A 22009-nucleotide genomic window follows, 5' to 3' on the forward strand; every position below is an offset into this window, starting at 1 on the left:
TGGCCCCTATAATGATGACCCAGACGATGCGGTGGTTCGGCCCTGCCGATCCGGTGTCGTTGGCAGCCATTCGCCAGTGCGGCGCGACCGGCATCGTCACGGCGCTGCACGAACTGCCGAACGGCGCGGTCTGGCCGCAGGCGGCGATCGCGGCACGCAAGGCGATGATCGAAAAGGCCGGGCTGACCTGGGAAGTAGTCGAGAGCCTCCCGGTCCACGACGATATCAAGCGGGGCGCGCCGACCTCGGCACAATGGATCGAGACCTATATCGAAAGTCTCCGCAATCTGGCGGCGTGCGGCATCCGGACCGTCACCTATAATTTCATGCCGTTGCTCGACTGGACGCGTACCGACCTCGCCTGGGAGCTGCCCGACGGTGCCCGCGCCTTGCGCTTCGAGATGGAAGCGGTCGCGGCGTTCGATCTGCATATCCTGCGCCGGACGGGCGCGGAACAGGACTATACCCCAGAGACGATCGTCGCTGCCGACGCACGCTTTGCAGCCATGTCGGAGACGGAGCGCCACCGCCTCGAACGCACGATCGTCGCCGGCCTGCCCGGCAGCGAAGAACATTTCAGCGTCGCGCAATTCCTTGCGGCGATCGCGCTGTACCGCGACGTCGATGTCACGACATTGCGGGCGAACCACATCGCCTTCCTGAAAGCCGTCTGTCCCGTGGCCGATGCCTTAGGCGTCCAGCTGGTCGTCCACCCCGACGACCCGCCCTTTCCCATCTTCGGCCTGCCGCGCGCAGTCAGCACGGAAGCCGACATCGCCGCGTTGTTCGAGGCGGAACCGGCGGCTTCCAACGGTTTGTGTTTCTGTGCCGGGTCGCTCGGCGCCCGGGCGGACAACGATCTGCCGGGCATCGTCCGCCGGCTGGGCGACCGCATCGGCTTCCTCCACCTCCGTTCCGTCCAGCGCGAACCCAACGGGGCCTTCCATGAAGCCGCCCATCTCGAAGGCGACGCGGCGATGCCCGCGATCGTGGCGGCGGTCCATGCGCTCCAGCAGCACACAGGTCGTTCCATCCCGATGCGTCCCGACCACGGACACGAAATGCTCGACGACCTGCAGCGCCAATGCAATCCGGGCTATTCGCTGATCGGCCGGATGCGCGGTCTGGCTGAACTGCGCGGCCTCGAACGCGGGATCTCAGTTGCCGGCGCAACAGTAGTCCACGGCTAGCGCGGTTTCCGGCCCGACTGGATTGCCGTCACGAAGGTGCTTTCGGTTCGGAGCGGGGCGCACGGCGGAAGCGATGCCGGCGACACTGCGGTACAGGAAGCCGCACACTGTCCCCAGCGCATAGTGATGAAGGAGTTCATCGCGACATCGCCGTTCCAGCGCTCCCAAATCGATGTCGCGCCGCGCGTGACTATATAGCCCCGAGAACGGACAGTCGGTCCGCAGCAGCAGGTCTCAAACCAGCCCGCGCGCGCCGGACCATCGGCGGTCTGCACTCCCAACACGGCCCCGGCGGCGACGAAGGAACGGCGGTCTGGTCGTGGGTCTCATGCCGGTTCGCGCGGGTCACGATCATTTCTGCGTCGGTATCGGCGCGCGATAGTGCAGCGGATAGAGGGGCGCGGCACTGTCGGCGGGGGTGTCGGACCGCTGCGCCACGACCGCCGCCATCGACGACGGCAGTTCGAACGGCAGCCGCCCGACCGGCGTCACCTTGCCCGACAGCACGTCGAACAGCGCGGCGTCGGTCGCGCCGAAATTGCCAAGCAGGACCGTCGCCCGGTCCTTGAACGGGGTCAGGATCGCCGGTCGGTCGAGATAGACGTCGACGACGACCGGAAGCTTCGCCGGCAGCGCCCGCACCGCGGCCACGTCCGGGTGATTGTCGGGATAGGCCAAACTGCCCTCATGCTGCATCGAGCCGAAGGTATAATTGGGGTGCAGCGTCTCGAACGGCGCAGCGGTGCGAACGATCGCGACATCGGCGTCCTGCGCCCGATCGACGACGGTGAACCCGGCCGCCCGGGCCGCCGCGGCATCGACATTGCGCAGGAAGACCCGCGTACCGGCGGGCAGCGCGAGCGGGCGTCGCGCCTCCAGCACCACCATCGCCCGCGCCTGTGCATCGCGCGCCGCCGCGCGATCGGCGGCGGTGCCGACGTTGCGCACGGCGGCATCGGCATCGACGAAGGGATGCTCGAAGATGCCGAGCGCGAAGCTTTGCGCCAGGATGCGCGTGACGGCGCGATCTATCGCCGCTTCGCCCAGCAGGCCCGACTTCACCGCCGTTACGATCGGCGACGGATCCATCACCCCGCCGAACTGGTCGACGCCATTGCCGATTGCCAGCGCGAAGCGTTGCGGCTTGGTCAGGCGCTCGACGCCCCAGGCGGTCGAGATGCCGTCGAACGTCGGACGCTGACCGGCCGGAAAGCCGTTCATGCAGATCGTGCCGCAATCCTCGGTGATCGCCCAATCGGACAGGACGACGCCGTCGAACCGCATTTTGCCGCGCAGCAGGTCGGACATCAGCACCCTGCTGTACGCCGCGCCCACCTCCTCCACCGGCTTGCCGTCGACGATCAGGCCGCGCTGCATCGTATAGGCGGGCATGACGCCGGCCGGCCGTACCTTGAACGCGTCCGCGAACGGGCGAAGGTGCAGGCCCAGGCGATCGTTGCCCAAATCGCCCATCCGGCCGTAGCGATTATGCGCGTCCCACCCATCCTTCGCTGCGCCATAGCCGGCAAAATGCTTGACGACGGCTGCGACACCATCGCCGCCGATGCCGTCGGCCCCGCCCTGAAGCCCGACCACATAGGCGGCCGCCAGCCGGCCCGAAAGCGCCGCATCCTCGCCGAACGTGCCGTTGATACGCGCCCATCGCGGTTCGGTCGCCAGGTCGATCTGCGGCCCGAGCAGTTGCACGAAGCCGGTCGCGCGAAATTCGCGACGCACCGTGTCGCCGAACCGTTTGACGAGCGCCGGATCCCCGATCGCTGCGAGCCCGAGCGACTCCGGCCATTGGCTGAACGATCCCGCCGCTACGCTTGCGCCCGCCGTCGTCTGGAAATGATGCCGCGGATCGGTCGTCATCACGGCAGGGATGCCCAGACGCCCCTGCTCCATCGCCGCCTGCAGGTCGTTGTGAACCTTCGCGAGCGCGCCGGCGTCCAGCACCAGCCGCGAATTGAAGCTGGTGACGTGACCGCCCTTCACCAGACCGGTTACCACGTCCATTGCATACCCCGTGGCCGGCTGACCGAAGGGCGCATTGTTAGGGGCTTCGGCGACAACCATCTGGCCCGCCTTTTCATCCAATGTCATGCGCGCGACCAGGTCGGCCGCCCGCTCCGCCGGTGTCAGCCGCCAGTCCTCGTACCGGTCGAGGGTGCCGTTACGATTGAGATCGCGAAAGCGCCGCCCTTCGACCGTGATGACCGGGACAGCGCGACTGGTGATGGCCGGCTGACCGGATTGCGCAATTGCCGCCGGGGCCATGCCGAAAAGGGCGAGCGACGCGGCCAGCGCCAATCGACCCCCATGTCCGCCGGGGTGACTGCGTCGCATCGCTGCCAGTCGCTCACATACGCGCATGTTCCCATCCCCTCCCACGCCTGACCCGTGATCCGGGTGCTGTCGCCGTGCTATGTCAAATCGGGGGGAATGACAGAAATCGTTATTGCTGATGACTGCGCATCAGCAACGCCGATACCTTGGTTGGCGACATCGATTTCTTTGGGCCACGAAAGATAGGCACCTTCTGACAATATAATACTGCTATCATTTGCATTCCAAACCGATGACGCATCACGACGCGTTGGTCGCGATCGCCGATCATGTGAAGCGATGCCGGAACTTCGGGCGTCCTGGCTGGACGAGGTAAAAGTACGACCGCGGCCGCGGTCCAGCCAAGCGCCTGTGGCGCGGCGCGCAACCGTCGCTTCGGCTCGTGGGGCGACCGGCCGGCATGAACAGCGAAACCCTGATCGATGGCGCGGGGCAGCGTGTTTCCCATCGCGCTCGCCTCTTGGCTGCGCTAGAGGCCGGGCGTGGCGTCGGTAGTGTATCAGGAACGATTCTCCGCGCGTCGCCCGGTGCCCTTGCCGCGTCGTATCGCGACGCTGGCGGTGGTGGTTGCGATCCATGTCGCGATCCTGTGGCTGTTGCTGCGCATCGCACCGACGATCATGTCCCCGCCGCCGGGGGAGAAATCGCCGCTGGTCGTCGACATGCTGCCCGCCGATCGGGTCGCCCCCGCCGCCGCGCCCGCGAAACAGGTCCAGCGCAAGGCGGCCGCCGGCAGCGCCAGCACGGCCGAACCGGTAGCGACCGTCGCGCCGCCGCCCGATGTGCCGCCCCCGCCGCCGGTGCCGGTCACGCCGTCGAACGATGCGTGGTCCAAGGTCATTCCGATGACCGGCCGCGACTTTGCGCGCGCCGCGATCACGCCGGGCACGCGCAGCGTCGAGGGCGTCGGCAGTGGCAGCGCGGCGGGCGACAGCGGCGACGGCGATGCCGACAGCGACGCCGGTGGCGGCAGCGGTGGCGGGGAACGGCTCTACGCCGCCGACTGGTATCGCCGCCCGACCCATGCCGAGCTGTCGACCTACCTCCCTCGCAATGCCCGGCCCGGCTGGGGCGAGGTCGCATGCCGCACGATCCCGAACAACCAGGTGACCGATTGCCGCGAGATCGGCCAGTCGGCACGCGGATCGGGGCTGGCCGGCGCGGTGCGCCAGGCGGCATGGCAATTCCGCATCGTGCCTCCGCGCGTCGGCGGCAAGCCGCTGATCGGCAGCTGGGTCCGTATCCGCATCACCTATACCGATGCCGGCGCGGCGGTGGAGTGAGCGGCCGGATACGGCATATCCTTGCCCTCGCCCCGCCCACCCGCTAACCGACGGGCGTTTATCCTCCGACATTCCAGGTGTTCCTTCATGTCCGCAATGTTCCGCATCACCCTTCCCGACGGTGCCGTCCGTGAGGTGATGCCGGGCACTACTCCCGCCGACATCGCCGCCGCGATCTCGCCGGGATTGCGCAAGGCGGCGATCGCCGCGCGGGTCGACGGGCAGGTGCGCGACCTGAACCGGCCGTTCGAGGGCGATTCGTCGCTGGCGCTGGTAACGGCGAAGGACGAGGCCGACGCGCTGGAACTCCATCGCCACGACTTCGCCCACGTCCTCGCCGAAGCGGTGCAGACGCTCTATCCCGGCACGCAGATCACCTTCGGTCCGGCGACCGATGACGGCTTCTATTACGATTTCGCGCCCGCGCCGGGTCGCGGCATGTTCACCGATGAAGACCTGCCGCTGATCGAAACCGAAATGCGCAAGATCATCGCCAAGGGCGAGAAGTTCGAGCGCGAGGTCGTCACGCGCCAGCAGCTGATCGATCGCTGGACGCAGCAGGGCGAGACGTTCAAGGCCGAATGGGCCGCCGAACTGCCCGAGGGCGAGGAACTGACCATCTATCGTCAGGGCCAGTGGCTCGACATGTGCCGCGGGCCGCACCTCGAATCGACGGCGAAGCTCGACCCACAGGCGTTCAAGCTGACCCGCGTGTCGGGCGCCTATTGGCGCGGTGACCAGAAGAACGCGATGCTCAGCCGCATCTACGGCACCGGCTGGCTGTCGAAGAAGCAGCTCGACGCGCATCTCACCCGGCTGGAGGAGGCCGCCAAGCGCGACCATCGCAAGCTGGGCGCGGAGATGGACCTGTTCCACCTCCAGTCCGAAGCGCAGGGGTCGGTCTTCTGGCATCCCAAGGGCTATATGATGTGGCGCCAGCTGGAGGCGTATATGCGCCGCCGGCTCGACGCGCACGACTATCAGGAAGTGAAGACGCCGCAGCTGATGGACGCGCGGCAGTGGGAACAGTCGGGCCATTGGGGCAAGTATCGCGAGAACATGTTCGTGGTGCCCGACGAAATCCCGAACACCGAGGATGAGGGCGCGATCGTCAGCGCCGATGCCGACATGATGGCATTGAAGCCGATGAACTGCCCGGCGCACGTCCTGATCTTCCGTCAGGGGATCAAGTCCTATCGCGACCTGCCGATCCGCATGGCCGAATTCGGCTGCTGCCACCGCAACGAACCGCATGGCGCGCTGCACGGCATCATGCGCGTCCGCCAGTTCACGCAGGACGACGCGCATATCTTCTGCCGCGAGGACCAGCTGATCGAGGAGGTCCGTGACTTCTGCGAACTGCTCGACTCGGTCTATCAGGATCTCGGATTCACCGACTATGCCGTGAAGCTGGCGCTGCGCCCCGACAAGCGCTTCGGCAGCGACGAGATGTGGGACAAGGCCGAGGCGGAACTGCGCGAGGCGGTGCTGTCGTCGAACCTGTCGCAGGACATCAAGGACAAGTTCGAGGAACTGCCGGGCGAAGGTGCCTTCTACGCCCCCAAGCTCGAATTCCACCTGACCGATGCGATCGGGCGGACGTGGCAGGTCGGCACGATCCAGTCGGACCGCGTGTTGCCCGAGCGACTCGACGCGACCTATGTCGGGGAGGACGGCAATCGCCACCGCCCGGTCATGCTCCACCGCGCGATCCTCGGTACGTTCGAACGCTTCCTCGGCATCCTGATCGAGCATCACGCCGGGCGGATGCCGATGTGGCTGTCGCCGGTGCAGGCGGTGGTCGCGACGATCGTGTCCGATGCCGACGACTATGCGACCGAGGTCATGGCCGCGCTGAAATCGGCGGGAATCCGCGTCGAAACCGACCTGCGCAACGAAAAGATCAACTATAAGGTGCGGGAACATTCGCTGGCGAAGGTCCCGGCACTGGTCGTGGTCGGCAAGCGCGAGGCGGAGGAGCGCACCGTCGCGCTGCGCCGTCTGGGCAGCCAGGGGCAGCAGGTCATCGCCCTCGACGAACTGGTCGCGATGTTGAAGGCCGAGGCACTCGCCCCCGATCTTGCGCGGAACCTTTCGTAATCGCACAAGATTGACTATATAGGACTTTCGATAACTACAGGAGCAGCACCTATCCGTCCGCCCATGATGCGTCGCCCCAATGCGCCGCCGCCGATGAACGGCCCCCGATTCAATGAGTTCATCCAGAGCCCCAAGGTCCGTGTGATCGACCATGAGGGCGAGAATCTGGGTGTGATGTTCACGCGCGAAGCGATGGCGCAGGCGGCCGAGGTCGGACTCGATCTGGTCGAGGTGTCGCCGAACGCCGACCCGCCGGTCGCGAAGTTCCTCGACGTCGGCAAGTTCAAGTACGAGGCACAGAAGAAGGCGAACCTCGCCCGCAAGACCCAGAAGACGCAGGAGATCAAGGAGATCAAGATGCGTCCGAACATCGACGATCATGACTATGATACGAAGATGAAGAAGGTCGAGCAGTTCATCACCGAAGGCGACAAGGTAAAGGTCACGATGCGCTTCCGCGGTCGTGAGCTGAGCCACGGCCAGCTCGGCATGGCGGTGTTGCAGCGTGTCGCCGAAGCGACGCAGGAAATCGCCAAGGTCGAAGCCTATCCGCGCATGGAAGGCCGTCAGATGCTGATGGTGCTTTCGCCGAAGTAACGGTGGGCGTCGCCTAGCGGACCTCCGTTCGTCATTCCCGCGAAGGCGGGAATCCATACACGCCAGCGGTTCGGCAGGAATTGCGACGGCAGTGCTTATGGACTCCCGCCTTCGCGGGAGTGACGAACAGGGCAAGTTTGCCGACACAGAAAGCCGTCATGTTCGCATACGAACATGACGGCTTTTTCATGTTTCTCCGTCTTGACCGACTCGCCCGGCGGGCGCATCCGCGCCGTCGGACGGTTCCGACCGCCCATTTCCGCCAACGTCCCGAGACAGGGTCCATGTCCGATAACGATTCCAGTCGATCGACCGTGCCGCACCGGCCGTCACCGCGTATCGCCTGATCGTTCGGGCACTTCGCGGGGGATCGGCCGGCGCGGCCGGTCGCATCGCGCGAGGTGCATAGCATGAACACCACCATCCGGTTTCTGACCGATCCCTTCCGTCGCACCGCATCGGTGCGCGACCCCAATGCCGCGTTCGACGACACGATGTCGCTCGGCGAACGCCTGGCCGACCGCGTCGCCGCGATCGGTGGCTCATGGGGCTTCATCACCGCCTTCTGCCTGTTCCTGGTCGGCTGGTCGGTCCTCAACACCCTCGTGCTGGGCACGCGGGCGTTCGACCCCTTCCCCTTCATCTTCCTCAACCTGATGCTGTCGATGCTGGCGGCGTTGCAGGCACCGATCATCATGATGAGCCAGAACCGGCAGGCGGCGAAGGACCGGCTGGAGGCGCGGATGGATTATGAAACCAACCTGCGTGCCGAGGCACAGATCAACCGGTTGCTCGAGGAGGTAGCGGCGATCCGCGCCGAACTGTCCTGCGAAGGTCGGGTGCGGCAGGTCGCCTGACCGGTGGCGGTGGGCGATTAATCGCCGCCGCCGCCCCCACCATCACAACCACCGCCGTCGCTGCCGCCGCAATCCGATGATCCGTCGGTGGAGGAGAAGTCGAACCACCCTCCCCCATCGCCGATATACCCGCCGCCGCTTTCCCCGGCGCGCCGGCGATGCCGGCTGTTGGCGAAGGCGATGATGGCGGCGACCGCCACCACGATGAAGGCTACACAAGGCAGCAAGATCAGCAGACCCATGGCCGGAATCTATTTCAATCCCCACCTGATCGCAAGGAATTAAACGAAGCCGGCAAACTCCTTGCCCGCCGCCGCATCCAGCATCCGCCGTTCCAGCGATTTCAGCCGCAGCTGCCCGGTGATCCGGTCGCCGGTCAGGTCGGTGACATAGAAGGTATCGACCGCACGCTCGCCATAGGTCGCGACATGCGCCGAATGCAGCGTCACCTTCGACTGGAACAGCGCCTGCGCCAGATGATGGAGCAGCGCCGGGCGATCGCGGGCATTGACCTCGATCACGGTGAAGCGGTTCGACGCGGCATTGTCGATCAGCACGTTCGGCTCGATCGGAAAGGCGTCGGCGCGGGGCCGCGACAGCGGCTTGGCGGCCAGCCGGTCGTTGAGTTTCATCCGGTTGGCCAGCGCATCGGCGATTGCGGTCTTCAACCGCTGCAACTGCGCTTCCTCGTCGAACGGCCCGCCCAACGGATGCTGAACGAGGAAATTGTCGAGCGCCATGCCGGTGCGCGTGGTGTGAATGCGTGCGTCGATGATGTTGCCGCCCGCCGCGTGGATCGCACCGGCGATGCGATAGAACAGCCCCGGATGGTCGGCGGCATGGACCGTAACCAGCGTCGCGCCGCGATCCTCGTCCACGCTGGTATCGATCGTCAGGCGCGTGTCGCCCGACTGGTCGACCATCCGCGCATTGGCGGCGATCACATCGTCCGGCTCGGCGATCCAATAAGCCGGCGGCAGGTGGCGGACATAGGCGGCCAGCGTCTCCTTGTCCCAGCCCAGCGCCGCGCGCAGCGTTTCCTGCTTCTCAGCAATGCGCTCGTCGCGCCCGCGCTGCTTGTGGCCGAGGCGGAGCACCTCTTCGGCGGTTTCGAACAAGGTGGTCAGCAGCTGCCGCTTCCACCCGTTCCACGTCCCCGGCCCGACCGCACGAATATCGACGACGGTCAGCACCAGCAGCATCCGCAGCCGCTGCGGCGACTGGACAATGCCGGTGAAGTCGAGGATCGTCTTGAAATCCGACAGGTCGCGCTTGAATGCGGTCGCCGACATCAACAGGTGATAGCGGACCAGCCAGGCGACTGTCTCGGTCTCCGCCGGGGTCAGGCCGAGCCGCGGGCACAGCCGCTCGGCAACCTCCGCGCCCAGGATCGAATGGTCGCCACCGCGCCCCTTGGCAATGTCGTGGCACAGCACGGCGACGAACAGCGCGCGCCGCTGTACGATGCCGCCGAAGAGCGCGGTTGCGAGCGGATGCTCCTCGCGACAGATGCCGCGTTCGACCTGCGACAACAGGCCGATCATGCGGATCGTATGCTCGTCCACCGTATAATGATGGTACATGTCGAACTGCATCTGTGCGACGATGCGGCCGAAATCGGGAATGAAGCGGCCGAACACGCCGCATTCGTTCATCCAGCGCAGCACCAGTTCGGGATCGCGCGGCGACGTCAGCACGTCGAGGAACAGCTGGTTCGCGCGCGGGTGCGAGCGGACCTGTGCCGCCAGCCGCGCATCGCGCGACGCCGCGCGCATCGCCAGCGGATGAATCTCCAGCCCATGGAGATCGGCCAGCGCGAACATCTCGATCAGCCGGACCGGATCCTCGGCAAAGAAATTATCCTTGGGCAGCGCGAGGCGCCCCCGGTCCAGCACGAAGCCATGCAACCGGCGCGGACGACGGCGCAGCCGGGGAAAGCCGAACCGGCTGCCCCGCGCGGCATAGGTTTCGTCCAGATGGCTGAGGAACATGCCGGTCAGGTCGCCGACCCGCTTCGCCTGCAGGAAATAATATTGCATGAAGCGTTCGACGCGCGATTTGCCGACCCGGTCGCTGTAGCGCATCCGCGTCGCGATCTCGGTCTGCACGTCGAAGGTCAGCCGCTCCTCGGCGCGACCGGTGATGAGGTGGAGGTGGCAGCGCACCGCCCACAGGAAATCCTCGGCCCGGTTGAACTTGCGCAGTTCCGGCGCGCTCAGCAGTCCGGCGGGCACCAGATCGGCGGCGCGGCGGACATTATAGGCATATTTGCCGATCCAGAAGAGGGCGTGCAGATCGCGCAAGCCGCCCTTCCCCTCCTTCACATTGGGTTCGACGACATAGCGCGTGTCACCCAGCCGCTTGTGCCGCGCGTCGCGCTCGGCCAGCTTTTCGGCGATGAAGGTCCGCGCTGTCCCCTCCTGCACCTCGTTCCGGAACCGTTGCGCCGCCTCGGCATAGAGCGCGGTATCGCCCCAGACATAGCGCCCCTCGACCAGCGCGGTGCGCACCGTCACGTCGGCCTTGGCCTGTCGCACCATCTCGTCGAGCGAACGCGACGAATGGCCGACCTTCAGCCCCAGGTCCCACAGTGCATAGAGGGTGGATTCGATGACCTGTTCCGACCATGGCGTCTGCTTCCACGGGGTCAGCACGCCGATATCGACGTCCGAATGCGGCGCCATCTCCCCCCGGCCATAACCGCCGACCGCGATCAGCGTCATCCGCTCGGCAGCGGTCGGGTTGTGGTTCGGGTGGACGCGCTCGACGATGAAGCCGGCCAGCGCGACGAGGATCGCATCGGTCAGATAGGCATAGGCCGCCGCCGTCTCCAGCCCGTGGCTGGGATTGGCGCGCAGCCGTCGCTCGATCTCGCTGCGCCCGCGTGCCATCGCGTCGCGCAAAACGGCGGTCGCGGCGCGGCGCAGCGCCACGCCGTCGCTGGCTTCGACGGGAAGGAGGGCAAGCGCCTGCGCCAGCGCCGCGGGATCGACGATCGCCTCCGGGTGGACGATCCGCTCGAACCGCGGCGGGGTGGCGAGGTCGGGCCGGGCAGGGTCGTTCAGGCGCCGCCCTCCGGTGCCTTGGCCACGCCGACCAGCGCCGGGCGCAGCAGCCGGTCGCGGATCATGTAGCCGGTCTGGATTTCCTGCACGACGGTGCCGGGCTTCGCATCGCTCGACGGGACTTCGAACATCGCCTGATGCTTGTTGGGGTCGAGCGGTTCACCGACCGAGACGAGCTTGGTGATGCCGTGGCGGCCGAACACGCTTTCCAGCTCGCGACCGGTCGCTTCCAGGCCGGTGACCAGCCCCTTCATCCGCTCGTCGCCGCGCAGCTCGTCGGGGATCGCCGACAGCGCGCGCGACAGATTGTCGGCGACCGACAGGATGTCGCGCGAGAATGCCGTCGCGGCATAGGCGCGGGCGTCGGCCACTTCCTTTTCCGCGCGGCGGCGGACATTCTGCAGATCGGCACGGGCGTACAGCACTTCGGCCTGCGCATCGGCCAGCTTCGCTTCCAGTTCGGCGCTGCGATCCGCTTCGGCGACTTCGGGGGCGGCCTCTGCGGTGGCTTCGCGCAGGTCGTTCGTATCGTCGTTGGCGGGGATGTCGTTCATTCCAGTCTCTTCTTTGTCAGCCCAGCAGGCGGGCCAGCGTTGCTGCGGTAAAATCCACCATGGGCACGACGCGCGCATAGTTCAACCGGACAGGCCCGATCACGCCGACCACGCCGACCACGCGCCCGTCCAGCGCACGCACCGGCTTGGCGATGACCGACGATCCGGTCAATGCGAATAACTTGTTCTCCGACCCGATGAAGATGCGCGCGGCATCGCCGTCCTGCGCCGATTCGAGCAGCCGGGCGATTTCCTCCTTGCCCTCCAGTTCGTCGAGCAATTGCCGAACGCGGTCGAGATCATGACTGGCGGCATCGTCGATCAGCCTTGCCTGCCCCCGCACGATCAGCACCGGGCGATGGTCGCCATCCTCGCTCCACATCGCCAGTCCACGTTCGACCAGCGCGCGCGCCGCGACGTCCAGTTCGGCGCGTTCCTGCCCGATCTCGCGCAGGACCCGCGCCCGCGCCTCGCTCAGCGTCAGGCCCGACAGGCGCGCGGTCAGGTAGTTACCGGCCTCGACCAGCGCGGCGGGACTGGCTCCGGGCGTCTCGACCACCCGATTCTCGATCGATCCGTCGGCCCCGACCAGCACCGCGAGCGCGCGCGTGCCCGACAGCGGCACGAACGACACCTGTCGCAGCACCGGCTCGCGCTTGGGCACCAGCACCACGCCCGCACTGGCCGACAGGCCGGACAGCGCGGCAGCAGTGCCGGCCAGCGCCTCCTCGACCGGACCGGCATTGCCGGCCTGCGCCTCGATCGTCGCGCGCTCCTGTGCCGACGGCTCCATCGCGTGCATCATGCCGTCGACGAACAGGCGCAGCCCCGTCTCGGTCGGCATCCGCCCCGCGCTGACATGCGGCGCGGCGAGCAGCCCGGCCTCTTCCAGATCCTGCATCACGCCGCGGATCGAGGCGGGCGACAGGTTCAGCCCCGACAGCTGCGCAATGGTCCGCGATCCCACCGGCGTGCCGGTGGCGAGATAGCTGTCGACCACGATCCGAAACACGTCGCGGGCGCGGTCGGTCAATTCATGGATCGGTTGGGCCATGGCAGGAATGTAGGGCGACCAAGCCGAGAGCGGAACCCAGTTCCTCCCCATTCATCGGGAGGGGGACCATGCGCAGCATGGTGAAGGGGGTTCGCCGCGCAACGCAACCGTGCCCTATGCCGACAGCCCCCTCCACCAGCCTGTGGCTGGTCCCCCTCCCCGTTCCGGGGAGGAACTTACGGCGTCTCGAGGAACCCCCGGATCGGCAGTTCATACGGTGCCGAGCGCAGCGCCTCGTTCATCGCCTGATCGTGCATCCGGCAGCCATAATAGAGCGACAGGTGCTGCGACGCGCCCGAAACCTCGTTCCAGCGGATGTCGACCGAGGGCATATCGGTCGCCACCTGCCCGCACCCCGGCTGTCCCGGCTGGATCAATTGCTCGCCCTGCGGCCGATAACGCTGCAGCTTGGCAGCGAAGGCGCGATATTGGGCAGGGGTCGCGCGGAAATTCCGCGTGCCGACGACCTTGGTGAACTGCCACCCTTCGAACACGCCGGTCCCGTCGGGCTGAACCGTGACGCGATACACCGGGCAGGTTCCGAAGCAGCGCGACGTTTCATAGGTGATCGTCTCGCGCTCGATCGCGACCGGCGGCGGCGGCGGCGTGTTCGTATTGCCCACGGCCATCACGCATCCGCCCAGCAGCGGCACCATCGCCAAAGCCATCCTCTTCATCATCGTCTCCCTGTTTTCCATCGGTCGTTTCGGTCCCGTATTCCATGGGCGTACCGCGCCGTGGCTGGCGCGGCGATGAACGGGCGGCTAGTGCTGATGCAAATTTCAGGAGATTCCCATGCGCCCATCCGGCCGCACCCCCGACGAAATGCGCCCCATCACGATCGAGACGAACTTCACCCGCCATGCGGAGGGTTCGTGCCTGATCGGCTTCGGCGATACCAAGGTGCTGGTCACCGCCTCGCTCGAAGAACGCCTGCCGCCATGGCTGCGCGGCAAGGGCGAGGGCTGGGTCACCGCCGAATATGGCATGTTGCCCCGCGCCACCCATACCCGTGGCAGCCGCGAAGCCGCCAAGGGCAAGCAGTCCGGCCGGACGCAGGAAATCCAGCGGCTGATCGGGCGTTCCCTTCGGGCGGTCGTCGACCTGAAGGCGCTGGGCGAACGCCAGATCACGCTCGACTGCGACGTGATCCAGGCCGATGGCGGCACCCGCACCGCGTCGATCTCCGGCGCATGGGTGGCGCTGCGCCTCGCGGTCGACGGACTGATGCGCGAAGGCAAGCTGGAGGTCGATCCGATCAGCCGGCAGGTCGCCGCCGTCAGCTGCGGCATCCACAACGGCACGCCAGTGCTGGACCTCGACTATATCGAGGACTCGGCCGCCGATGCCGATGCCAATTTCGTGCTGACCAGCGACAACAACATCGCCGAGGTACAGGCCACCGCCGAGGGCGCGTGCTATGACGAAGAGGCGCTGCTGCGCCTGCTGCGCCTTGCCCGCATCGGTTGCGGCCGCATCTTCGCCGAACAGCTGCGGGCGACCGGGCGATGAGCGGCGAAGGCAAGGAGCCGCAGGCGATCCGCAAGCTCACCCCCGGCAAGCTCGTCATCGCCAGCCACAATCCGGGCAAGATTCGCGAGATCGCGGCGTTGCTCGGTCCCTATGGCGTCGCCCCGATCTCGGCCGGCGAACTCGACCTGCCGGAGCCGGAGGAGACGGGCACGACCTTCGTCGCCAATGCCGAGCTGAAGGCGTTGCAGGCGGCCGACCTGTCGGGCCTCCCGGCACTGGCCGACGATAGCGGCCTGTGCGTCGAGGCACTGAACGGCGATCCGGGCATTTTCTCCGCCCGCTGGGCCGGGCCGTCGAAGGATTTCGACGCGGCGATGCGACTGGTCGAGGAGCGGATGCAGGCGACCGGCCCCGACCATAGCCGCGCGGCGCACTTCGTCTGCGCGCTGGCGCTCGCCTGGCCGGATGGTCATGTCGAATGGTTCGAGGGGCGCGTCGACGGGCAACTGGTCTGGCCGCCACGTGGGCAGCATGGCTTCGGCTATGACCCGATGTTCGTCCAGAACGGCATGGATCAGAGCTATGGCGAGATCGATCCCGACCACAAGCATTCGATCAGCCACCGCGCCGATGCCTTTGCACAGCTGGTGAAGGCGGTGTTCTGAAGCACCTCCCGTCACCCCGGACTTGACCCGGGGTGACGGTTGCATTGGGACCAGCGTACCAAACGGAACACCCCTCCCCGCCCAGGCATTGGACGCCCGAAAGGAACTGCCCATGTCCGACGCGATCACCGAAACCCGCCACCGCGAGATCGCGGTCGAACATCTCCTGTTCTGGACGATGCGCTATGTCGAGGGGCAGCATCCCGGCCTGCTCGACTCGCTCGAAGCCAGCCTCGACAAGCTGGGCGACCCGACCCATGGCGGCGACAAGAACGACGATGCCGTCCGCCACATCGCCGCGAAGATGATCGCCGGCGCGCGAAGCTGATCCACATTCGTTCTTGATACGTTCGCGTAACCATCTTATTCTCCCGGCATAAGAACGGGAGGATGGACGATGACGGTATAGGCGACGGTCGGCGCGCTCGATCCGGCGGTATCCCACGCTTTTTACGACGCGGTACTGCCGACGATCGGGTGGAGCAGCCATGCCGACTTTCCCGGTTGGCGCGGCTATTCGAAGGGCGGCAGCGGCGAAGGGTTCGTCCTGTGGGCCTGTACGCCGTTCGACGGCGCGCCGGCCAGCGCCGGCAATGGCGCGATGATCGGCTTCTTCGTCGACAGCCAGACTCAGGTCGACGCCTTCCACGCCGCGGCGATGGCGCATGGCGGCAGTGACGAAGGCGCACCGGGCCTGCGTCCCTATGGACCGAACTGGTACGCCGCCTATCTCCGCGATCCGGCGGGGAACAAGCTGGCGGTGGTCCACAACCCCTGACCGCCCCCCGGCCGGATCAGAAGGCGCGCTGTCCGATATAGTTGCCGGCGGGGGCGTAGCGGCAGACGACGTAATCGTCCTCCGCGCTGCTCGCCTGCGCACAGCCGAACCGTCGGGTCGCGCGCCACATGATCTGGGTATAATGCCCCACATCCTCGAACTGGCCGGTCCGCGACACGTCCGGCAGGATGCCCGGCACATAGTCGCGCTTCTCCTCGACCCAGTGCCCCACCATCTCGGCATAGCGATAGGCCCCGCGCGTACCGCTCCACAGATTCTCGCCTTCCACGGCGTCACCGTCCGGCTGCTCAGAATGTTCGAAATTGCCGGTGGCGGCCAATGTGTCGGCATAGGCCTGCGCATCGCGCGCCAGTGCCAGGTCCCAGCTGAGCGGCGGCAACCCCTTTTCGGCCCGCGCGGCGCGGTGCCCCTCCTCCATCGCCTGCCGCAACGGGGACGGCCCATGTGCCGCGCTTCCCGTGGACGCACGGGGTTCGACGACGCGTCCCGGGGCGGGATGGGTACCAACGGAACAGGCGATCAGCGGGATCGCCGCCAACAGCATTTGTATCGCTCGCATCGGCACCATATGGCACGGCGATGCAGCCCGACCAATCGCCCGACCCTCATCCTTTAGCCCTATACGTCCACTGGCCGTTCTGCGTGTCGAAATGCCCCTATTGCGACTTCAACAGCCATGTCCGCGACGGCGTCGACCAGGCGGCGTGGCTGCAGGCCTTGCTGGCCGATCTGGCGCATGAGGCCGCCGCCCTGCCCGACCGGCGGCTGGCGTCGATCTTCTTCGGCGGGGGCACGCCCTCGCTGATGCCGCCCGCGACCGTGGCGGCGATCATCGAGGCGGCGTGCAACCATTGGCCGCCGACCGCGAATATCGAGATCACACTGGAGGCGAACCCGTCCTCGGTCGAGGCGGCACGCTTCGCCGATATCGCCGCCGCCGGGGTCAATCGCGTGTCGCTGGGCGTACAGGCGCTGCACGACGACGCGCTCGCCTTTCTCGAACGCGCGCATGGCGTGGACGAGGCGCTGGCGGCGCTGGACGTGGCGCAGCGTCATTTCGCGCGGGTCAGCTTCGACCTGATCTATGCCCGGCCGGGCCAGTCGCTGTCGGCATGGGAGGCGGAACTGACCCGCGCGCTGTCGTTCGGCACCGAACATCTGTCGCTCTACCAATTGACCATCGAACCGGGCACCCGCTTCGCGACGCTGGCGGCCAAGGGGCAGTTGACGCTGCCCGACGCGGACCTCTCCGCCGACCTGTTCGAAACGACACAGGTGCTGACCCGCGCCGCCGGACTGCCGCTGTACGAGGTATCGAACCATGCCCGACCGGGCGCGGAGAGCCGCCACAACCTCACCTACTGGCGCTACCGCGACTATGCCGGCATCGGTCCGGGCGCGCATGGCCGGCGCGGCGGCATGGCGACCGTCCGACGCAAGAAGCCCGAAAACTGGATCGCCGCCGTCGACCGGAACGGGCATGGCATCGAACGCGAAGACGCCCTCACCCCTGACGAACGGGTGACCGAGGCGCTGGTCATGGGCCTCCGGATGCGCGAGGGCGTCGACCTGGCGCGGATCGCCACGCTCGGCGAACGGCCGATCGATGCGGTGGTCCGGCCGGATGCGGTGACGTTGCTGGCGCGGCAGGGGCTGCTGGCCCGCGACGGCGACCGGCTGGCGCTGACCCCGGCGGGGATACCGGTGCTGGACGCCGTGCTGCGCGAGATCGCCGTCTGATCCTCTTGCCCCCTTGGCCGGGAGTGCGCACAACCGCGCATCACCGATGAAAAAAGGGGCATCCATGCCGACCATTACCCGCCGCACCGCCCTTGCCGGCATCGCCGTCGCCGCCGGATCGGCGACCCTGCCTGCCCAGCCGAGATCGCCCGGGACCTTGCGCGTCGCATCGACCTGGGACTTCGGCGCCGCCGCCAACGACGCCGCCGTCGCCCGGTTCAGGAGCGGCGGCAGCCTGATCGATGCACTGGAAGCCGGGGCGAAGGTGCCCGAAGCGGACCTGTCGAACCATTCGGTCGGCAAGGGCGGCTATCCCGACCGCGACGGGCGGGTGACGCTGGACGCGGTCATCATGGACGACAAGGGCCATGTCGGCGCGGTGGCGGCGATGGAGGATATCGCCCACCCGATCTCGGTCGCGCGCGCGGTGATGGAACGGACGCCGCACACCTTCCTGGTCGGGGACGGCGCGCGGCAGTTCGCGCTGGCCAACGGCTTCTCCGCCGAAAAACTGCTGACGTCCGAGGCCGAGGCGGAGTGGCGCAAATGGCTCAAGACCTCGCAATATCGCCCCGTCGCCAATAGCGAGAATGCGCGTGCGCCGCTGGGCGGACCGCTCGACCATGACACGATCGGCATGATCGCCCGCGCGCCCGACGGCGAACTGGCGGGCGCGTGCACGACGTCGGGCATGGCGTTCAAGCTGCACGGCCGCGTCGGGGATTCACCGCAGGTCGGCAGTGGCCTGTTCGTCGAGGCGGGCGTGGGCGCGGCGACCGCCACCGGGCTGGGCGAGGAAGTCACCCGCATCGCCGGCACCGCCCGCGTGGTTTCGTCGCTGCGCGCCGGCATCACGGCGATGAACGCCTGTCGCGAGGCGGTCGAGCATATCGCGAAGCTGCGGGGCAAGGCGCTCGACGGGGTGCAGGTCGGCTTCCTCGCCATGGACCGGAACGGACAGGTCGGTGCCTTCGCGATCCTGCCGGGCTTCACCTATGCCGTAACCGGCGACGACGGACGCAGCACCATCATCAAATCCGCCAGCCTGCGCACCGCCTGACGCGAAAAGGCCCGCTCCCCGACCGGGGGAGCGGACCCTTCGTTCTACCGGACCGTGCCGATCAGAAGCGGACCGTCGCCCCGGCCACGATCTGACGACCCAGCAGGTCGTAGCGGAACACGGTGTTGTTGCGCAGCAGCCCCAGTTCCGACCGCGAATTCGGGATCAGCGGCGGATCGCGATCGAACAGGTTGTTGACCGCAAGGCGCAGCACATAGCGTTTGGCGACATTGAACGTCGTCGCCAGATCGAAATAATTGTACGCGCCGATCCGGTTGTACGTCGAACGACGGTTCGCCGGGCCATAGGGAATGCCCAACCCTTCCTCTGCATTGAAGGTGATCGTCATCGGCCCCTGGTGACGCCAGTTGAGCGACACGTTCACCACGTTGCTGGCATCCGACCACGTCGTGCGCAGGCCATGGACCCATTTCGGGAAGCCTTCGCCACAGAACGGACCATAATAGCCGACGCACTGGCGCGCGGTGACGGTCGGCGATTCCTGCCCGCCGACCGAGGTCATCAACGTACCGTTGAAGCTCAGGTCGAGCCGCCCGGCCGTCTGCAGGTTTAGCGCATATTGCCCCTGGAAATCCCAGCCGTGCGAATCGCTCTTATAGCCGTTGCTGGTGCCCTGGATGATGAAGCCGGTCGTCGGGTTGCTCGCCGCCGGGCTGTAGAGCGTGTAGGTGTTCGGATTGCGAACAATGCCGCGGCAATAATAGGGATTCTGCGTCTGCACGCAGCCGTTCACGAAATCGCCCGCGCTGAAATAACTGATCGAATCGTCCAGATCGATCAGGAACCGGTCGATCGACACCGTCAGGCCCGGCACGAAGCGCGGACGGAACACGATGCCGAACGTCTTGGTATAGGCGGTTTCCGGGGTCAGGTTGAACCCGCCGTTGCGGATCGTGCACAGCCCGTCCGGGCAGCTGAGCGTCTGGCTGCCGTACAGATTGTCGGGCAGGCCGGTCGCACGGCACGCCGCGATGCTGGCGACGGGGGCCAGGAAGCGGCCCGGATTCTGCGGATCGGGCGTGGTCGCGCACGGATCGTTGCGCGATCCGACCGTGACATAGTTGATGTTGCTGGCCGACACCGCCTGCGTCAGCGTCGGTGCGGCCTGCGCCTTGTTGATCGACGCACGGAAGGTGATGTCGTCGACCGGTGCCCACAGCCCCTCGACCTTCCACGTGTCGAACGCACCGCCGAGGCGGTTGTACTTCGACCGGCGATAGCCGGCGTTGATCTGCAGCAGCTGGGTCCAGCTCTGGTCCTCGACCAGCGGCAGCTGCGCCTCGACGTTCCCTTCGAGGATGTTCTGCGTATAGCGTGCGTCGGTGCCGCCATTGGTTTCGCGGAACAGGGCGTCGGCGGTCTCGATATAGCGTTCGGCGCGGAATTCGACGCCGGCGGCGATCGCGATGCCTTGATCGGCAAGCGGCGACTTGATGCCATATTCGCCGAGGTCACCCGACACGGTGCCGAGCACCTGCCACATGCTGGGCTTGCTGATCTGCGCACCGTCGACCGACTGGAAGGCATAGTCGGCAAAGGCGGCGGCATTGTTATACGGCCGGAACGGATTGAACGGCACGCAGGCCGAGCCGCCGGTGCGGCAGGTCGGCACGCCATTGACGTTGTCGACGATCAGCGACTGGCGCAGGCGCGTCTCATCCGGGAATGCCGGATAGGTCAGCGTCGAACGGTTCGCCGAATAGACGCCCGCAATGTCGTAATGCCATGCCTTCAGCACGTCGCCGCGAATGCCGCCGGTGACGCGGTAGCCGAGATTTTCGAACTTGTTGTACGCGGGCGGCAGCCCGTCGAACCGGTACAGCAGGTTGAACGGCACCAGCGTGTTCGTGCCGGCCGCGTTACCGCACAGCGTCTGCCCCTGCGATGCCGACAGGAACGGGTTGTTGCAGTTCACCTGATAGGGGGTCGCGCCATAGACGCCCGAGGGATAGATGCGCAGCGGCGTCGGGTTCTGCGACCGGTCGCGATAGGCGAGGAAGGTCGAATAGATTTCCGCCGCGTCCGACAGGTCGACGGTCAGGAAACCGCCGGCGTTGATGCGGTTGAACTCACGCTGCGCGGCGAATTCGTCGAACGGATTGGCGGCGGCACCGGCGACCGAACCCCACGGGATGAGGTTGCCCGAACCGTTCGGATTGTTGACCAGCACCCGGCCGGCATTCGCGCCGCTGCCGGGAATGATCGTACCGACCTGGGTATATTGGCTGCGGGTACAGGTAAGCGCCGCGTCCTTGGTCGGCTGGGTCACTTCGCACGCCGACCACGACCGCGAACCCTGCGGCAGAATGTCCGACTGGCGATAGCTGAAGAAGCCGGTCAGGTTGACGCGATTGTCGAAGAACGACTTGCCCGCCGTCATCGTGACGTCCATCCGGGCACCGTCGTTGGTCATGCCCAGCGGCGTCTGGAAGAAGGCACGCCGCGCAGCCTCGGTCACCGCGTTTTCACGGTTCTGGTGGTTGTAGAAGCTGTAATTGGCGTTCAACTCCACGCCGTCGAAATTCTTCTTCAAGATGAAGTTGACGACGCCCGACACCGCGTCCGACCCATAGACCGACGATGCACCGCCGCTCAGCACGTCGATCCGTTCGACCAGCGACGCCGGGATGATGCCGACGTCCATGCCGTTCTGGATGCCGAGGCGCAGGCCATCGACCAGCGTCAGGGTGCGCTCGAAGCCGAGGCTGCGCAGCTTGATGCGCTGGCGGCCGCTCGATTCGGCGTAATTCTGTTCGGCGTTGGGCGCGACCTGCGGCAGGCGGTTCAGCACCTCTTCGATCGTGGTCGCGCCCTGCGCCTGGATCTCCTGCGCGGTCACGGTCGCGATCGGCGCGGCCGATTTGTTGTTGGGGCGGACGATCCGCGTGCCGGTAACAACGATCGCCTTGTCATCGTCGTTATTGGTCGATGCCGTGTTCGTATCCGGCAGAGCCTCGACCGGCACGACCTGCGCATGGGCGGTCCCCGCCAGCATGGTCGCAAGGCACGACGTTGCCAGCAGCTTGGTGATCGGCTTCATGAATGTCCCCCTTGTCGGTGTCGCGTCCCAAGGCGCGATTATTTCACCTGTGAGACAGTTTTCCGTCAGCGAGCAGTCGCGTCAATATCAGCTGAAACCGATTTTCACCCATGCCAACCGTATTGCTTTCACGGCGTGCTGTTTACGCAACACACCGTGAAC

General features: G+C 66.6%; 20 protein-coding genes. 12 read left to right on the top strand and 8 right to left on the bottom strand.

What is annotated here, in order from left to right:
* Positions 1-11 precede the first annotated feature (11 nt).
* Positions 12-1190, top strand: coding sequence for a mannonate dehydratase (uxuA, locus tag MF609_RS07615; protein ID WP_242415718.1), 1179 nt, complete (start codon positions 12-14; stop codon positions 1188-1190).
* Between the two features lie 351 nt (positions 1191-1541).
* On the opposite strand, the gene MF609_RS07620 is transcribed toward uxuA, so the two are convergent.
* The gene (locus MF609_RS07620; RefSeq protein ID WP_242415719.1) at positions 1542-3539 is read right to left on the bottom strand and encodes a glycoside hydrolase family 3 protein; all 1998 of its coding nucleotides are present in this window, start codon (positions 3537-3539) and stop codon (positions 1542-1544) included.
* A gap of 482 nt (positions 3540-4021) precedes the next feature.
* Here MF609_RS07620 and MF609_RS07625 point away from each other — a divergent pair, with 482 nt between their 5' ends.
* From MF609_RS07625 to MF609_RS07640, 4 genes are all read left to right on the top strand, one after another.
* Complete coding sequence (locus MF609_RS07625; RefSeq protein WP_242415720.1) at positions 4022-4822, top strand: hypothetical protein; 801 nt, start codon at positions 4022-4024, stop codon at positions 4820-4822.
* Between the two features lie 87 nt (positions 4823-4909).
* Positions 4910-6922 carry a threonine--tRNA ligase gene (thrS, locus tag MF609_RS07630; RefSeq protein ID WP_242415721.1) on the top strand — a complete coding sequence of 671 codons (2013 nt, stop codon included), beginning with the start codon at positions 4910-4912 and terminating at the stop codon, positions 6920-6922.
* A 63-nt stretch (positions 6923-6985) separates the two neighbouring features.
* On the top strand, positions 6986-7519 hold the full coding sequence (gene infC / locus MF609_RS07635) for a translation initiation factor IF-3 (RefSeq protein WP_242415722.1): 534 nt from the start codon (positions 6986-6988) through the stop codon (positions 7517-7519).
* A 410-nt stretch (positions 7520-7929) separates the two neighbouring features.
* Positions 7930-8376: a DUF1003 domain-containing protein gene (locus tag MF609_RS07640; RefSeq protein ID WP_242415723.1), complete on the top strand. Its 447-nt coding sequence runs from the start codon at positions 7930-7932 to the stop codon at positions 8374-8376.
* Between the two features lie 17 nt (positions 8377-8393).
* On the opposite strand, the gene MF609_RS07645 is transcribed toward MF609_RS07640, so the two are convergent.
* The 5 genes from MF609_RS07645 to MF609_RS07665 form a co-directional block, all read right to left on the bottom strand.
* Positions 8394-8618, bottom strand: a complete 225-nt coding sequence (locus MF609_RS07645) for a hypothetical protein (RefSeq protein ID WP_242415724.1) — start codon at positions 8616-8618, stop codon at positions 8394-8396.
* A 39-nt stretch (positions 8619-8657) separates the two neighbouring features.
* The gene (locus MF609_RS07650; protein WP_242416001.1) at positions 8658-11390 is read right to left on the bottom strand and encodes a [protein-PII] uridylyltransferase; all 2733 of its coding nucleotides are present in this window, start codon (positions 11388-11390) and stop codon (positions 8658-8660) included.
* 47 nt (positions 11391-11437) lie between these two features.
* A complete protein-coding gene (locus MF609_RS07655) occupies positions 11438-11995 on the bottom strand; it encodes a nucleotide exchange factor GrpE (RefSeq protein WP_242415725.1) in 558 nt (185 codons plus the stop codon).
* A gap of 16 nt (positions 11996-12011) precedes the next feature.
* Positions 12012-13049 (bottom strand): heat-inducible transcriptional repressor HrcA, encoded by a 1038-nt coding sequence (hrcA, locus tag MF609_RS07660; protein ID WP_242415726.1) that lies wholly within the window; start codon positions 13047-13049, stop codon positions 12012-12014.
* A gap of 176 nt (positions 13050-13225) precedes the next feature.
* Positions 13226-13726: a DUF6438 domain-containing protein gene (locus tag MF609_RS07665; protein WP_242415727.1), complete on the bottom strand. Its 501-nt coding sequence runs from the start codon at positions 13724-13726 to the stop codon at positions 13226-13228.
* 118 nt (positions 13727-13844) lie between these two features.
* On the opposite strand from MF609_RS07665, the gene rph reads away from it, so the two are divergent.
* The 4 genes from rph to MF609_RS07685 all read left to right on the top strand — a co-directional run bounded on the left by rph (position 13845) and on the right by MF609_RS07685 (position 15965).
* Positions 13845-14561, top strand: a complete 717-nt coding sequence (gene rph / locus MF609_RS07670) for a ribonuclease PH (protein WP_055791268.1) — start codon at positions 13845-13847, stop codon at positions 14559-14561.
* Positions 14558-15187: an RdgB/HAM1 family non-canonical purine NTP pyrophosphatase gene (gene rdgB / locus MF609_RS07675; protein WP_242415728.1), complete on the top strand. Its 630-nt coding sequence runs from the start codon at positions 14558-14560 to the stop codon at positions 15185-15187. Before rph ends, rdgB begins: the two co-directional genes overlap by 4 nt.
* Positions 15188-15299: 112 nt before the next feature.
* Positions 15300-15515, top strand: coding sequence for a hypothetical protein (locus tag MF609_RS07680; protein WP_242415729.1), 216 nt, complete (start codon positions 15300-15302; stop codon positions 15513-15515).
* 144 nt (positions 15516-15659) lie between these two features.
* On the top strand, positions 15660-15965 hold the full coding sequence (locus MF609_RS07685) for a VOC family protein (RefSeq protein WP_336944562.1): 306 nt from the start codon (positions 15660-15662) through the stop codon (positions 15963-15965).
* Between the two features lie 16 nt (positions 15966-15981).
* Here MF609_RS07685 and MF609_RS07690 read toward each other — a convergent pair whose 3' ends face one another.
* A complete protein-coding gene (locus tag MF609_RS07690; protein ID WP_242415731.1) occupies positions 15982-16545 on the bottom strand; it encodes a CAP domain-containing protein in 564 nt (187 codons plus the stop codon).
* Between the two features lie 20 nt (positions 16546-16565).
* Between MF609_RS07690 and hemW the strand changes: the two genes are divergently transcribed.
* Together hemW and MF609_RS07700 are read left to right on the top strand one after the other, a co-directional pair.
* Positions 16566-17726: a radical SAM family heme chaperone HemW gene (gene hemW, locus MF609_RS07695; protein WP_242415732.1), complete on the top strand. Its 1161-nt coding sequence runs from the start codon at positions 16566-16568 to the stop codon at positions 17724-17726.
* Between the two features lie 64 nt (positions 17727-17790).
* On the top strand, positions 17791-18786 hold the full coding sequence (locus tag MF609_RS07700) for a glycosylasparaginase (protein ID WP_242415733.1): 996 nt from the start codon (positions 17791-17793) through the stop codon (positions 18784-18786).
* Between the two features lie 61 nt (positions 18787-18847).
* On the opposite strand, the gene MF609_RS07705 is transcribed toward MF609_RS07700, so the two are convergent.
* On the bottom strand, positions 18848-21847 hold the full coding sequence (locus MF609_RS07705) for a TonB-dependent receptor domain-containing protein (RefSeq protein ID WP_242415734.1): 3000 nt from the start codon (positions 21845-21847) through the stop codon (positions 18848-18850).
* Here MF609_RS07705 and MF609_RS07710 point away from each other — a divergent pair.
* Positions 21834-22007 carry a hypothetical protein gene (locus tag MF609_RS07710; protein ID WP_242415735.1) on the top strand — a complete coding sequence of 58 codons (174 nt, stop codon included), beginning with the start codon at positions 21834-21836 and terminating at the stop codon, positions 22005-22007. The two genes, MF609_RS07705 and MF609_RS07710, sit on opposite strands and share 14 nt — an antisense overlap.
* Positions 22008-22009: the final 2 nt, after the last annotated feature.

It is taken from the genome of Sphingomonas panni (genome assembly GCF_022664435.1).
Lineage (GTDB): Bacteria > Pseudomonadota > Alphaproteobacteria > Sphingomonadales > Sphingomonadaceae > Sphingomonas > Sphingomonas panni.

Coding starts and splice junctions, on each gene's coding strand:
- MF609_RS07640 (WP_242415723.1), top strand. CDS start 7,930: ATGAACACCACCATCCGGTTTCTGACCGATCCCTTCCGTCGCACCGCA.
- thrS (WP_242415721.1), top strand. CDS start 4,910: ATGTCCGCAATGTTCCGCATCACCCTTCCCGACGGTGCCGTCCGTGAG.
- MF609_RS07620 (WP_242415719.1), bottom strand. CDS start 3,539: ATGCGACGCAGTCACCCCGGCGGACATGGGGGTCGATTGGCGCTGGCC.
- uxuA (WP_242415718.1), top strand. CDS start 12: ATGATGACCCAGACGATGCGGTGGTTCGGCCCTGCCGATCCGGTGTCG.
- hemW (WP_242415732.1), top strand. CDS start 16,566: ATGCAGCCCGACCAATCGCCCGACCCTCATCCTTTAGCCCTATACGTC.
- MF609_RS07665 (WP_242415727.1), bottom strand. CDS start 13,726: ATGAAGAGGATGGCTTTGGCGATGGTGCCGCTGCTGGGCGGATGCGTG.
- rdgB (WP_242415728.1), top strand. CDS start 14,558: ATGAGCGGCGAAGGCAAGGAGCCGCAGGCGATCCGCAAGCTCACCCCC.
- rph (WP_055791268.1), top strand. CDS start 13,845: ATGCGCCCATCCGGCCGCACCCCCGACGAAATGCGCCCCATCACGATC.
- infC (WP_242415722.1), top strand. CDS start 6,986: ATGATGCGTCGCCCCAATGCGCCGCCGCCGATGAACGGCCCCCGATTC.
- MF609_RS07680 (WP_242415729.1), top strand. CDS start 15,300: ATGTCCGACGCGATCACCGAAACCCGCCACCGCGAGATCGCGGTCGAA.
- MF609_RS07705 (WP_242415734.1), bottom strand. CDS start 21,847: ATGAAGCCGATCACCAAGCTGCTGGCAACGTCGTGCCTTGCGACCATG.
- MF609_RS07655 (WP_242415725.1), bottom strand. CDS start 11,995: ATGAACGACATCCCCGCCAACGACGATACGAACGACCTGCGCGAAGCC.
- MF609_RS07700 (WP_242415733.1), top strand. CDS start 17,791: ATGCCGACCATTACCCGCCGCACCGCCCTTGCCGGCATCGCCGTCGCC.
- MF609_RS07645 (WP_242415724.1), bottom strand. CDS start 8,618: ATGGGTCTGCTGATCTTGCTGCCTTGTGTAGCCTTCATCGTGGTGGCG.
- MF609_RS07690 (WP_242415731.1), bottom strand. CDS start 16,545: ATGCGAGCGATACAAATGCTGTTGGCGGCGATCCCGCTGATCGCCTGT.
- hrcA (WP_242415726.1), bottom strand. CDS start 13,049: ATGGCCCAACCGATCCATGAATTGACCGACCGCGCCCGCGACGTGTTT.